This is a genomic window from Streptomyces sp. rh34 (genome assembly GCF_002551245.1).
In the GTDB taxonomy this organism is placed as follows: domain Bacteria; phylum Actinomycetota; class Actinomycetes; order Streptomycetales; family Streptomycetaceae; genus Streptomyces.
The window spans coordinates 1-12,585 of sequence record NZ_NTGZ01000074.1 but is presented as its reverse complement, the minus strand read 5'-3'; the positions used below and the strand labels follow the sequence as shown (position 1 = coordinate 12,585).

Annotated in this window: 8 protein-coding genes and 1 pseudogene; 3 read left to right on the top strand and 6 right to left on the bottom strand. The window is 72.9% G+C overall.

The window, feature by feature from the left end; translation table 11 throughout:
* Positions 1–45: 45 nt before the first annotated feature.
* From CR470_RS16145 to CR470_RS16135, 3 genes are all read left to right on the top strand, one after another.
* Positions 46–2,880 (top strand): lysylphosphatidylglycerol synthase transmembrane domain-containing protein, encoded by a 2,835-nt coding sequence (locus tag CR470_RS16145; protein WP_097868289.1) that lies wholly within the window; start codon positions 46–48, stop codon positions 2,878–2,880.
* Positions 2,881–2,971: 91 nt separating this feature from the next.
* A complete protein-coding gene (locus tag CR470_RS16140; protein WP_097868288.1) occupies positions 2,972–4,564 on the top strand; it encodes an alpha/beta hydrolase in 1,593 nt (530 codons plus the stop codon).
* 78 nt (positions 4,565–4,642) lie between these two features.
* Positions 4,643–6,238, top strand: a complete 1,596-nt coding sequence (locus tag CR470_RS16135) for an alpha/beta hydrolase (protein WP_097868287.1) — start codon at positions 4,643–4,645, stop codon at positions 6,236–6,238.
* Positions 6,239–6,346: 108 nt separating this feature from the next.
* Here the strand turns inward: CR470_RS16135 and moeZ are convergent, their stop codons facing one another.
* From moeZ to CR470_RS16110, 6 genes and pseudogenes are all read right to left on the bottom strand, one after another.
* Entirely contained in the window at positions 6,347–7,525 is a 1,179-nt protein-coding gene (gene moeZ / locus CR470_RS16130; RefSeq protein ID WP_097868286.1) for an adenylyltransferase/sulfurtransferase MoeZ, read from the bottom strand.
* A gap of 99 nt (positions 7,526–7,624) precedes the next feature.
* Positions 7,625–8,449 (bottom strand): spherulation-specific family 4 protein, encoded by an 825-nt coding sequence (locus CR470_RS16125; RefSeq protein ID WP_097868285.1) that lies wholly within the window; start codon positions 8,447–8,449, stop codon positions 7,625–7,627.
* Positions 8,437–9,402 carry an NAD-dependent epimerase/dehydratase family protein gene (locus tag CR470_RS16120; protein WP_030580443.1) on the bottom strand — a complete coding sequence of 322 codons (966 nt, stop codon included), beginning with the start codon at positions 9,400–9,402 and terminating at the stop codon, positions 8,437–8,439. Before CR470_RS16120 ends, CR470_RS16125 begins: the two co-directional genes overlap by 13 nt.
* 259 nt (positions 9,403–9,661) lie before the next feature.
* Positions 9,662–10,732, bottom strand: coding sequence for a hypothetical protein (locus CR470_RS16115; RefSeq protein WP_097868301.1), 1,071 nt, complete (start codon positions 10,730–10,732; stop codon positions 9,662–9,664).
* 223 nt (positions 10,733–10,955) lie between these two features.
* Positions 10,956–11,219 (bottom strand): annotated as a pseudogene (locus tag CR470_RS41485) (DUF3492 domain-containing protein); the annotation flags it as partial.
* 321 nt (positions 11,220–11,540) lie between these two features.
* Positions 11,541–12,585: DUF3152 domain-containing protein (locus CR470_RS16110; protein WP_107489471.1), on the bottom strand; the 1,045-nt coding region annotated here is incomplete at its 5' end.

Genomic DNA, 12,585 nt, shown 5'->3' with positions numbered 1-12,585 from the left:
ATACCCGAACACGAAGACGAACCAGAGGCGACGAAGGAGCAGGGCGTGCAGCCACCGAAGGCGGCGGACGCCTCCGATGCCGGGGAGCGCCCGCAGGGTGATTCCGAGTCCTCCGGAGCGGCCCGCTCCTCCACCGGGCCCCCCCGCGCCGACGGCCCCACGACGTCCACCACCGGACATCTGGCCGGCTCGACCCTGGCCTCCGCCGAATCCGCTCTGACCGACCGCGTCTCCGGGGACGAGCCGCTGCTCCCCGCCCGGGTGCACCGCCCCTCCGACCTGGTGCGGCTGCTCATCGGGGTGCTCGCGATCGCGGTCCTGCTCTCGATCTCCGCGTTCGCCCAGGGCACCACCACCGGCCTTGAGGACGACATCTCCAAGGGCACCGAGCAGGCGCCCGACCTGTTGATCAAGATCGCCGGTCTGGTGTCCAGCATCGCGGTGCTGCTGGTGCCCGTCGCCTTCGCCATCGAGCGCCTCATCAAACGCGACGGACTCCGCATCGCGGACGGCGTGCTCGCCGCCGTGCTCGCCCACGGGGTGACGCTCGCCACCGACCTCTGGGTCTCGCGGTCCGCTCCGGGCACCATCCAGGACGCGCTGACCCAGCCGCAGACGGCCGGCGGGCTGACCGATCCGGTGCACGGCTATCTCGCCCCGGTCATCGCGTACATGACGGCGGTCGGGATGGCACGGCGGCCGCGCTGGCGCGTGGTGCTCTGGGTGGTGCTGCTGCTCGACGCGTTCGCGATGCTCGTCGGCGGGTACACCACCCCGTTCTCGATCATCCTCACCGTGCTGATCGGCTGGACCGTGGCGTACGGGACGCTGTACGCGGTCGGCTCGCCGAACGTCCGCCCCACCGGGCAGCACCTGATGGCGGGTCTGCGTCACGTGGGCTTCCGCCCGGTCGCGGCGATGCGCACCGAGGACGGCCCGGACCACGCCGACCAGAACGACCGTGGGCGGCGCTATCTGGTCACCCTGGAGGACGGCCCGCCGCTGGACGTCACCGTCGTCGACCGGGAACAGCAGGCCCAGGGGTTCTTCTACCGGGCCTGGCGGCGGCTCACGCTGCGCGGGATCACCCAGCGGCGCTCGATCCAGTCGTTGCGCCAGGCGCTGGAGCAGGAGGCCCTGCTCGCGTACGCGGCCATCGCCGCCGGGGCGAACGCGCCGAAGCTGATCGCCACCTCGGAGCTGGGCCCCGACGCGGTGATGCTCGTCTACGAGCACATCGGCGGCCGGACGCTGGACTCGATGGAGGACCAGGAGATCACCGACGAGCTGGTGCGGGGCACCTGGCGTCAGGTGAAGGCCCTCCAGTCACGGCGGATCGCACACCGCAGGCTGACCGGTGACGCACTGCTCGTGGATCGTTCCGGCAGGGCGTTCGTGACGGATCTGCGCGGCGGCGAGATCGCCGCCGGTGATCTGGTGCTGCGGATGGACGTGGCCCAGTTGCTGACCACGCTGGGGCTGCGGGTGGGGGCCGAGCGGTCGGTCGCCGGGGCGCTGGCCGTGCTCGGCCCGGACGCGGTGGCGGACTGTCTGCCGCTGCTCCAGCCGATCGCGCTGAGCCGCTCCACCCGGGCGACCCTGCGCCGGATCGCCCGCGAGCGTTCGCAGCGCGAGCGGGATGCGGTGGTGGAGGCCTCGCAGGCGGCCAAGCAGGCGAAGGCGCGGGACGCGGCGGAGTCCGCCGAGGAGGCTTTCCCGGACCACGGCGCGGACCGGAAGGCCGCACAGCGGACGGGCCCCAGGACGGTGCCCAAGGCGGACCACAAGGCGGAGCGCAAGTCACTGCGCACCGAGAAGCAGGCCGAGAAGCGCGCCATCGACGACGCGCTGGAGGAGGCCCGCGAGGAGGATCTGCTCGCCCAGATCCGCCGTCAGGTGCTGCTGATCCGCCCGCAGGCCCCGGTCGAACCGGTCCGTCTGGAGCGCATCAAGCCCCGCACCCTGTTCAGCTTCATCGCCGGGGCCATCGCCGCGTACTACCTGATCTCCCAGGTCACCCAGGCCGACTTCGGGACGGTCGTGGAGCAGGCGGAGTGGGGCTGGGTGGCGGCCGCCCTCGGCTTCTCGGCACTGAGCTACGTGGCGGCGGCGATGAGCCTGCTGGGCTTCGTGCCGGAGCGGGTGCCGTTCCGCAAGACCGTGAAGGCGCAGGTGGCCGGCTCGTTCGTGAAGATCGTCGCGCCCGCCGCGGTCGGGGGCGTGGCACTGAACACCCGCTTCCTCCAGCGGGCCGGGGTGCGCCCGGGTCTCGCGGTGGCGAGCGTCGGGGCCTCGCAGCTGTTCGGGCTCGGCGCCCACATCCTGCTGCTGGCGCTGTTCGGCTATCTCACCGGTACGGAGCGGACCCCGGACTCGCTGACCCCGTCCCGGACGGTGATCGCCGGTCTGCTCACGGTCGCGGTGCTGGTGCTGGTGGTGACGGCGGTCCCCTTCCTGCGCAAGTTCGTGGTGACGCGGGTGCGCTCGCTGTTCGCCGGAGTGGTGCCGCGCATGCTGGACGTGGTGCAGCGGCCGCAGAAGCTGCTCACCGGCATCGGCGGCATGCTGCTGCTGACCGGCCTGTTCGTGCTCTGCCTGGACGCCTCGATCCGGGCGTTCAGCGGCCCGGACGTGCCCCAGCTGAGCTACGCGAGCATCGCGGTGGTCTTCCTCGCCGGAAACGCGCTCGGCTCTGCGGCCCCGACGCCGGGTGGGGTGGGCGCGGTCGAGGGTGCCCTGACGCTGGGCCTGATCGCGGTCGGGCTGCCGAAGGAGGTCGCGGCGCCCGCGGTGGTCCTGTACCGCGTGATGACGCTGTGGCTGCCGGTGCTGCCGGGGTGGATCTGCTTCAACCAGCTCACCCGCAAGGGCGAGCTGTAGCCGAGCGGGGGCCCGGCGGAGGCAGCGGCTCCGCCACCCGCATGGACCGCGCCCGGCCGCGCGCCCCGGCGCCCCGCCGCACGATGGGGGCATGAGGACTTCCCCCGCTCTGCGCGCCGCCGCCCTCGCCGCCACCGCCACCGTGCTGCTGCCGCTGGCCGCCTGTTCGGACGACGGCGACGGGGAGGGGTCCTCGACGCCCACCGGGGCGTCGACCGCCTCGCCGTCCTCCACCGCCGACGACCTGGCGTCGCAGAAGCTCAGCTGGTCCCCGTGTCCGCCTCCGAACGGGGCCCAGGGCGGCGGCGAGTCGCCGTCCCCGCTGCCGGGCGGCGTGGTGTGGGAGTGCTCCTTCATGGACGTCCCCCTCGACTACGCGAAGCCGGACGGCCGCACGATCGAGCTGGCGCTGGTGCGGGCGAAGGCCAAGGAGCAGAAGCGGCGGATCGGCTCGCTGGTGTTCAACTTCGGCGGGCCCGGCGCGTCCGGCGTCGCGACGCTGCCCGCGTTCGGCACCGAGTACGACAAGCTCCGCACCCGGTACGACCTGGTGAGCTTCGACCCGCGCGGGGTCGGCCGCAGCGAGGGCGTCCAGTGCTCGGACGACGCCGAGCTCGATGCCTTCTACCAGGAGGACTCCACCCCGGACGACGCGGCCGAGGAGAAGCAGTTCGTCCAGGGACAGGAGGACTTCATCGCGGACTGCGAGGAGAACTCCGGCCCCGAACTCCCCTTCGTGGGCACGACGAACGCCGCCCGCGACATGGATCTGATGCGCACGGTGCTGGGCGACGACAAGCTGCACTACTTCGGCATCTCGTACGGCACGGAGCTGGGCGGCGTCTACGCCCACCTCTTCCCGGACAAGGTCGGCCGGGCGGTCTTCGACGCGGTGGTCGACCCCACGAAGGACGCCGAGCAGTCCTCCATCGGCCAGGCCCAGGGCTTCCAGCTCGCCCTGGACAACTTCACGAAGGACTGCGCGGAACGCGACGACTGCGCGCTGCCCGGGGCCACCCAGCAGGAGGTCGAGCAGGCCATCGCCGATCTGCTGGCCGAGCTGGAGAAGGAGCCCGTCGACGGGCTCGGCGACCGGGCGCTGACGCAGACGCTGGCCACCACCGGCATCGCGTCCGCGCTCTACTCCAAGGAGACCTGGCCGCTGCTGGAACAGGGCCTGGACGAGGCGGGCGGCGGGAACGGCGGGCTGCTCCTCGCCCTGGCCGATTCGCTCAACGGCCGCTCGGAGGACGGGCGGTACGACAACTCCAACGCCGCCAACATCTCCATCAACTGCGCCGACAGCAAGCAGCGGTTCTCCCTGGAACAGACGAAGGCGGCGCTGCCCGCGTTCCGCAAGGCGTCCCCGCTGTTCGGGGACTATCTGGGCTGGGGCCTGATGAGCTGCACCGGCTGGCCGGTGGCGGGCGCCTGGAAGACCCCGGACGTCAGCGCCCCGGGCTCCGCCCCGATCCTGGTCATCGGCAACACCGGCGACCCGGCGACCCCGTACGCGGGCGCGAAGGCGATGGTGGAGAAGCTCGGAGAGGGCGTCGGCGTCGAGCTCACCTACAAGGGCGAGGGGCACGGGGCGTACAACAGCAAGGACGCGTGCGTGCAGCGGACGGTGGACGGCTATCTGTTGAACGGTACGGTGCCGAAGTCCGGCACTGTCTGCGGGTGACACCGGCCCCCGACTCCCCTGCCGCGCACGGCGGTTAGCATGACCGGCATGACACCCCCTGGGGAGGGAAGCCGGATCATGCGTGCGCATCGTCGTGCCCATCGGGCCGTCGTCTCGACAGGAGCGACCCTCCTCGCGGCGGGACTGCTCGCCGGCTGCGGCCTGTTGAGCTCGGAGCCGGACGTGAGCGAGCCGGCCCACGGCCGCCCCGGCGACGCCTCCGCCGCGCCCACGCCGACGGAGCTCAAGGACTCCCCCAAGACGCCGAAGCTGCCCTCCGCCCTCACCTCGCAGCGCCTCGACTGGAAGCGCTGCCCGGCCCCGCAGGGCGGCGAGGCCCCCGGTTCCGCGTGGCGTTGCGCGAGCGTGGACGTACCGCTGGACTACGCGAAGCCGTCGGGGGAGACGCTCTCCGTGGCGCTGGTCCGCAAGGAGGCCCGTGACAAGGGGCGGCGGCTCGGCTCGCTGCTGTTCAACTTCGGCGGGCCGGGCGGATCCGGCGTCGGGATACTGCCGCGCTCGGCCGACGCGTACGCGAAGCTCAACTCCCGCTACGACCTGGTGAGTTTCGATCCGCGCGGGGTCGCGGCCAGCTCCGGGGTGCGCTGCCGCACCGACAAGGAGCAGGAGCAGGCCCACCGGAGCGTCGACCTGACTCCGGACACCGCGGCCGAGGAGACGGCGTTCGTCGAGGACGCCGCGGACTTCGGCGCCGGCTGCGAGCGCCGCTCGGGCGCGATCCTGCCGCATGTGGGGACGACCAACGCCGCCCGCGACCTGGACCTGATCCGCGAGGTCCTGGGCGACGAGAAGCTGTCCTACTTCGGTTTCTCCTACGGTACGGAGCTGGGCGGAACGTACGCGCACATCTTCCCGCACAGGGTGGGACGCACCGTGCTGGACGCGGTCGTCGACCCGACGGCCGACGGGACCGGGCACGCCCGGAACCAGACCCTGGGCTTCCAGCGCGCCCTGGACAACTACCTCAAGGACCGCGGCCAGGACCCGAAAACGGGCTCCGAGCGCATCGCCCGGCTGCTGGCCCGCATAGACCGCAGTCCGCTGCCGACCGACTCGGGCCGGGAGCTGAGCGAGTCGCTCGCCATCACCGGCATCGTCACCCCGCTGTACTCCGAGTCGGGCTGGCCCGCCCTGACGGCCGCGCTCGACGAGGCGGAGAACAACGGCACGGGCAATGGTCTGCTCCGGCTCGCCGACTCGTACAACGGGCGGGACGAGAGGGGGCGTTACGACACCCAGAACCACTCCCAGCGGGCGATCTCCTGCGCCGACTCGACCTCCCGTCCCACCGTGGACGAGGCCCGTGCGCTGCTGCCCGAGTTCCGGAAGCTGTCACCGGTCTTCGGCCCGTTCCTGGCCTGGGACACCGCGGGCTGGTGCGCCCAGTGGCCGGTCGAGGGGGAGCACGAGACGCCGGAGACCAGCGCGCCGGGCGCGGGCCCGATCCTGGTCGTCGGGACGACCGGCGACCCGGCGACCCCGTACGAGGGGGCGCGGCGGATGGCGGACGAACTGGGCGAGGACGTCGGCATCCTGCTGACCAACAAGGGCGAGGGACACGGGGCCTACGGCGGCAACGACTGTGTGACCTCGACGATCGACGCCTACTTCCTGGACGGGAAGGTCCCGGAGGACGGTAGGACCTGCTCGTAGCGGGACGCCCCCGGGCGGCCGGGCCTACGGAAGGGGCCCGGTCCGCGGCGCGCGGACCGGGCCCCTTTCCCGTACAGGGTTTCTCGTACGGAGCCGTGCGGGGTGCTTCTAGTACACCGGCTTCTCGGGCTCGATCTGGTGGACCCAGCCGATCACGCCGCCGCCGACGTGCACCGCGTCGGCGAAGCCCGCGGACTTGAGGACCGCGAGGACCTCGGCGCTGCGGACGCCCGTCTTGCAGTGCAGGACGATGCGCTTGTCCTGCGGGAGGTCCTGGAGGGCGGTGCCCATGAGGAACTCGTTCTTCGGGATCAGCTTCGCGCCGGGGATCGAGACGATCTCGTACTCGTTCTTCTCGCGGACGTCGATGATCTCGATCTTCTCGTCGCCGTCGATCCACTCCTTGAGCTGCTTGGGAGTGATCGTCGCGCCGAGCGCCGCCTCCTGCGCCTCCTCGGACACGACGCCGCAGAAGGCCTCGTAGTCGATGAGTTCGGTGACGGTGGGGTTCTCGCCGCAGACCGCGCAGTCGGGGTCCTTGCGGACCTTGACCTGGCGGTACTGCATCTCCAGGGCGTCGTAGATCATCAGGCGGCCGACCAGCGGGTCACCGACCCCGGCGAGCAGCTTGATGGCCTCGGTGACCTGGATGGAGCCGACGGACGCGCAGAGCACGCCCAGTACGCCGCCCTCGGCGCAGGAGGGGACCATGCCCGGCGGCGGGGGCTCCGGGTAGAGGCAGCGGTAGCAGGGCCCGTGCTCGGACCAGAACACGGAGGCCTGGCCGTCGAAGCGGTAGATCGAGCCCCAGACGTACGGCTTGTTCAGCAGCACCGCGGCGTCGTTGACGAGATAGCGGGTGGCGAAGTTGTCCGTGCCGTCCACGATCAGGTCGTACTGCGCGAAGATCTCCATCACGTTCTCGGCTTCGAGCCGCTCTTCGTGAAGGACCACGTTGACGTACGGGTTGATGCCCAGCACCGAGTCCTTGGCGGACTCCGCCTTGGACCGGCCGATGTCGGCCTGGCTGTGGATGATCTGGCGCTGCAGGTTCGACTCGTCGACCTCGTCGAACTCCACGATGCCGAGCGTGCCGACACCGGCCGCGGCCAGATACATCAGGGCCGGCGAGCCGAGGCCGCCGGCTCCGACACACAGCACCTTGGCGTTCTTCAGGCGCTTTTGTCCGTCCATCCCGACATCCGGGATGATCAGGTGGCGGGAGTACCTGCGGACCTCGTCGACGGTGAGCTCAGCAGCTGGCTCGACCAGGGGTGGCAGCGACACAGGAACCTCAACAATGCAGGTGGTCGGATTCTACGTAGACCGGCTTCTTACGGTCGACTACGTACGGTTGTTCTCCCCGTAACACTGCCACGCCCCTCCTCATTCCGAGATACCCGGTCCGACCCGCGAGACGATTTCGTCCCAGTACCTGGGCAGCGCGGCGAATGGGTCGCTTTGTCCGCTTCGGTCGTCCCGGTCGGTGAAGAAGATCGTCCCGGCGCCCTGCCAGCGGGCGATCCGCATGGCCTCCTCCAGGTGGGTACGCGGGACCCCGTGGACGAAGTGGGCGAACCGCTCCGGTGGATAGTCGGCCGTCCACTCGGCCACCTGGGACCAGCGGTAGTCGGTCCAGGGGCCCTGGAAGGTGACCAGTTGGTCGGCCGCCTCCGCGTACCCGGGATACGGGTGCGTGCCGTGGCCCAGCACCAGGCGGCCCCCGTCGTCGGCGCTGTCGCTCTCCGCCAGCAGGGCGTGGAGCGTGCCGGTGAGACTGCGGACGGCGGGCAGACCGGCCCGCTCGGCGGGGCACCGGGCGAGGTAGAAGCCGCCGATCCGGTACCAGTCGATGAAGGACCGGGCGTCCGCGATCAGCTCCTCGAACGGCCGCTCGCCCCAGGCCAGGTCGAGGTGGCCGAGCAGCCTGCCGCCGGAGGCCCGGACGGTGTCGTCCGGGGAGCCGCCGTGCAGGGCGCGTTCGCGGGCGTTGCGCAGTCTGCCCGCCGCCTCCAGGCAGTGCGGGTCGGGCCGGGAGCCGGGGCCGTCCGCGATATTGAGGACGGCCCAGTGGAGCGGGGTGCCGGGGCGGGCCAGCTCGGCCCATTCGGCGGGGGCCAGCAGCGGATGGGCGTAGCCGGGGACGCCGAAGCCGAGCGGTTCGCCGCCCGCGGTGCGGCGGGCGTCGGTGGGCGCGGTCAGATACGGCACGCCGCCTCCATCCAGATGTCCGCGAGGGACTCCTCCAGATTGATCCGGGGCCGCCAGCCCAGCCGGTCCCGCGCGGTGCGGACGTCTGCCTGCTGCCAGGCGCCGCAACCGTCGGGATACGGGGACGGGGTGGCGGAGAGGTGCTCCATGACGGACTCCGCGGAGGTGCGCGGGGCCCCGATGGGCAGGCGCGCGGGGGGCGTGTCCAGCTCGTGGAGCGCGCCCGCGTACCCGGCGACCCTCGCCAGGACGGCGGCGGCGTCGCGCAGGCGGACGGCCCGCCCGGTGCCGATGTTGACGACGCCCTGGGCGGCGGAGAGCGAGGCGGCGTGGACGGCCCGCGCGACGTCCCGTACGTCGACGAAGTCCCGCTGCACGCCGAGGCCGCTGAGCTTCAGCTCGCCGTCGCCGGACTGCATGGCCCGGCGCATCGCCTCGGCGAGCCGGCCGAGCGGGGAACCGGCGGGGGTGCCGGGGCCGACGGGCGAGAAGACCCGCAGGACGACGGCGTCGAGGCCGGAGCCGAGGACCAGTTCGGTGGCGGCGAGCTTGCTCACGCCGTACGGGCCGCCGGGGCGCGGGACCGCGTCCTCCGCGGTGGAGGACCCGGGCTGCGAGGGCCCGTACTCCGAGGCGCAGCCGACCTGGACGAGCCGCGCCCCGCAGCCGCTGCGGCGCAGCGCCTCGCAGACGGTGGCGACGGCGACGGTGTTGTGCCGGGTCAGGTCGCGGGCCCCACCGCGCGTGGCGCCCGCGCAGTTGACGACGACTCCGGGGTGGACGGCGTCCAGGAAGCGGGTGAGCGCCCCGGGACTGCCGCCCGCGAGGTCGAACCGGACGTCGGCGTCGTCGCCGCGGCCGAGGGCCGTGAGGTGGACGGCCGGATCGGCGAGCAGACGGTCGGCGACGAAGCGGCCGAGGAATCCGTTGGCTCCGAGCAGCAGCACCCTCATCGCGCACCGCCTCGGTGCCGACGGCTCACTGCCGGTGCGGGGGATTGGGGGGTCATGGCGGGTTTCTCCTAGGTCGTCGAGTCGGTCGTGCGGTGCTGGACGAGTCCGCGGCGTCGGCTCCGCGGGAGTGGGGTCGGTGAAGCGGTGGAACAGTCGGTGGGTGGTGCGGTGCATACGTGGGCGGTTCATGCGGTGGTACGTGGGTGGGTCGTGCGGTGCCAGGTCGGTGAGGCAGCGGTGGTACGCCGGTGGGGCCGGCTCAGGTCCGGGCGGGGGCGGAGGCTCGGGAGAGCGCGAAGGCCGCGTGCAGCAGCAGGCCGACGGCGGCCCCGCCGCAGGCGAGGGCGGGCACGGCACCGGTCCCGCCCGCCGAGACGAGGGCGTTCACGGGCTGGGCGAGGGGTTCGAGCCCGGGGAGCCGGGCCGAGAGGACGAGTGCCGGGGCCGCGGCCTCGACGGCGCAGGCCGCGGCGAGCGCGACGGCGCCCGGCTCGGGCAGTCCGTGTGCGGCGAACAGCCGTGCCACGAAGAACAGGACTCCGAGGGCGGCGGCCGCCACGGACACGCCGCCTCCTTCGAGACCGAGATCGGCCAGGTACAGCAGGGGCAGCAGCGCGCCGAGGAAGAGGGTGACGGCCGCCAGGAACAGGGGGCGCACGCCCGCGCCGAACTCCTCCAGGGCGCGGCTGTCGGCCAGTCTGCGGTGGGCGTGGACGGTGAAGAGGTGGGCGCACCAGGCGGCCGGGGCGACGGCGGCGGCGAGCCCGAGGAGCGGGGCGGGGCTGCCGCCCCACGGACCGTCCGGGCCGCCGGTCATGACCTGGGCGAGCAGTTCCTCGCCGTACACCGCGTAGCCCAGCAGCCAGCAGCCGTACAGCCCGGCCCGGCCCGCTCCTCCAGGCGCCCGCAGGGGGCCGCGGCCCAGGCACGCCCGGAGCGCCACGCAGGCCAGGACGGCACCGACGACGGTGAGGAGGGCCCGCGTCCCGTCGCCGAGGGCTCCCTCGGTGACCCGGAGCACCCAGGCGGTCGCCAGACAGGCGGCTCCGGGGAGCAGGGCGAGGAGGGTCCACGCGGCCCGTGCGTCGGTGTCGGGACCGGGGCCGGGGCCCGGGGGCCCGCCGGCGACGGGCTCCCGGGTGCGGGGTGGCATGCGGGCGTACAGCTCCTCGGCGAGGGCGAAGACGTCCCGGTGGCGGTAGCGTGCGGCGCTGCGGTCGGTGACGCCGTGCGCTTCCGCTCCGGCGGCGATCTCCCGGGGGTCCACGGCCCGTTCGCACAGGTCTCGGTGGGGGTGGAGGGACTTCGCCGGGTCGTCCGGACGGGTCATCGGGTGGTCTCCGTGGTCGTGGAGGCTCGGTGCGTGGAGGGCCGGTTCGTGGACGGCCGGGTGGTCACGCACCGGCGTCCCCCGCCGGTCCGGCCGCGACCGCGCCGTGTCGGCCTCCCGGCGCACCGGGGTGGGCGAGATCAGCTCCAGGTAAATGCCGCGAAATGCCGCGAGGTTCTGTTCGACGGTGGGGAGTTCGAGCGCGCGCCCTTGCGGCGGCCCCGACGCCGTGCTCCGTGACCAGCAGCGGCACCCCGAAGAAGCGTTTGGCCAGGAGCCCCGGGAGGGCGGCCGCTCCGCCGGAGGCCGCGCGGCAGAGGTCGACCGCACTGAGGCCCTCCTGGCCGCGCCAGCCGCCGGACTCACCGGCCGCATACGGGCAACCACTGTCGGTGAACAGTCCGATCCGCACGAATACACCCCCGATCTCCCTTGTGGGCGGCCGCCGTTGAAACGGCGACTCGCAGCGGGACGACCGTAAGCGGATACGCCGGTGGTGCGACGGACGGTTGTCCGTCGCACCACCGAAAGGGGTGAACCGTCGTAACTTTCCCGCCCCGGTCGCGTTCCGTCGCGATACAGCGGTCGGTTGTCACGGAGGGTCAGGCCCGGGCCAGCTTCTTGCGGGCCGCCCGACGGGCCACCGCGAGCCCGGGATCGAGGGCGGGATCGAGGGCGGGCACGGCCGTCGGCGTGTGGCACCTGTACGGGGCCCGCGGGTCCGCGCACACCGCCTCGCCGCCCTGCTCGACGATCGCACCCCGCCGGCCCGCAGCGGGCCGGCGATCCGCGTGCGGACGTGCGGGGGTCAACCCTCGGGGTGCGCCCAGGGGTTGGCCTTGCACTTGATGCCTTCGAGTTCGAGGGTCTTGGTCTGCTGCTGCATGACCGGGGCCAGGGCGCCGGGAGTGCGGCAGTTCACGTGGTTGTAGCCCAGCCGGTGGCCGACCTCGTGGTTGATGAGCATCTGACGGTAGGGCAGCAATTTGTCCGGGCCGAAGGTGGCGGCGCCCTGCGCCCACCGATAGGCGTTGATCATGATGCGGTCGGTCGCGGCGGAATCGCAGGAGACATTGTCGATCGTGGTGTCCAGACCGGATTTGGCACACCAGTCGCCGGTGGTCCCGGGGCTGGCGAGCGTGATCACGAAGTCCGGGGTCCCCGACGAGATGCGCTCGAAGGTCATCGCGCCGTTGTGCGCCCAGCTCCGGTCGTCGTTGAGCGTCTTCTGCACGGCTTCGGCGAAGAGGCCGGCGTCGAGGCCGAGGCCCTTCTCCACGTCGATCCGGTAGCGGTGCTTCTGCCCCTTTCCGGGGGCCTTCGCGAGACCGGGCACCGCATCGAACGTGCCGCTCGCCCGCAGGTCCGCGGCGAGCGGAAACGGCTGCGCCATCTTGTCCGCGTACGAGAGGGGCTTGACCTCGGGCTTGGCCGAGGGCTGCTTCGGGGTCGGGCGGGCGTCGGAGCGGGAGGCCTCCTCGTCCGGGCCCTGCCGCTCCACCTCGGCGGCGCGCGCGGACGCACGGTCACCGGAGTCGTCGGCGACCTGTCCGGCCACCACGACCGCGAGCACGGTGGTCACCGCCGCGGCGGCGATCCCGGTAAACGTCCGCCCCTTGCCGCCCCGGGCCGCGGAGCGTTCGTCCGGCTCCCCGGCCTCGGTGTCGTCCACACCGTCCGGGGTGCCGCCCGGCGGCGGTGCGGGCGCGCCCGGCGGGGCGTCGGCGTCGAAGGCGTCCACGAACTCTTGGCGCGGGCCCGGCACCGGGGCGCCGGGAGACGTCGGCTGCTGTGCCGACCGGCCGTCCGCGGCCCGCTGGGCCGCGCGCTGGGCCGTCACCTGGCGGGCCACC

Excerpts from the sequence above, each read along its gene's own strand:
- CR470_RS16135 (WP_097868287.1), top strand. The coding sequence starts at position 4,643 with ATGCGTGCGCATCGTCGTGCCCATCGGGCCGTCGTCTCGACAGGAGCG.
- CR470_RS16115 (WP_097868301.1), bottom strand. The coding sequence starts at position 10,732 with ATGACCCGTCCGGACGACCCGGCGAAGTCCCTCCACCCCCACCGAGAC.
- CR470_RS16140 (WP_097868288.1), top strand. The coding sequence starts at position 2,972 with ATGAGGACTTCCCCCGCTCTGCGCGCCGCCGCCCTCGCCGCCACCGCC.
- CR470_RS16120 (WP_030580443.1), bottom strand. The coding sequence starts at position 9,402 with ATGAGGGTGCTGCTGCTCGGAGCCAACGGATTCCTCGGCCGCTTCGTC.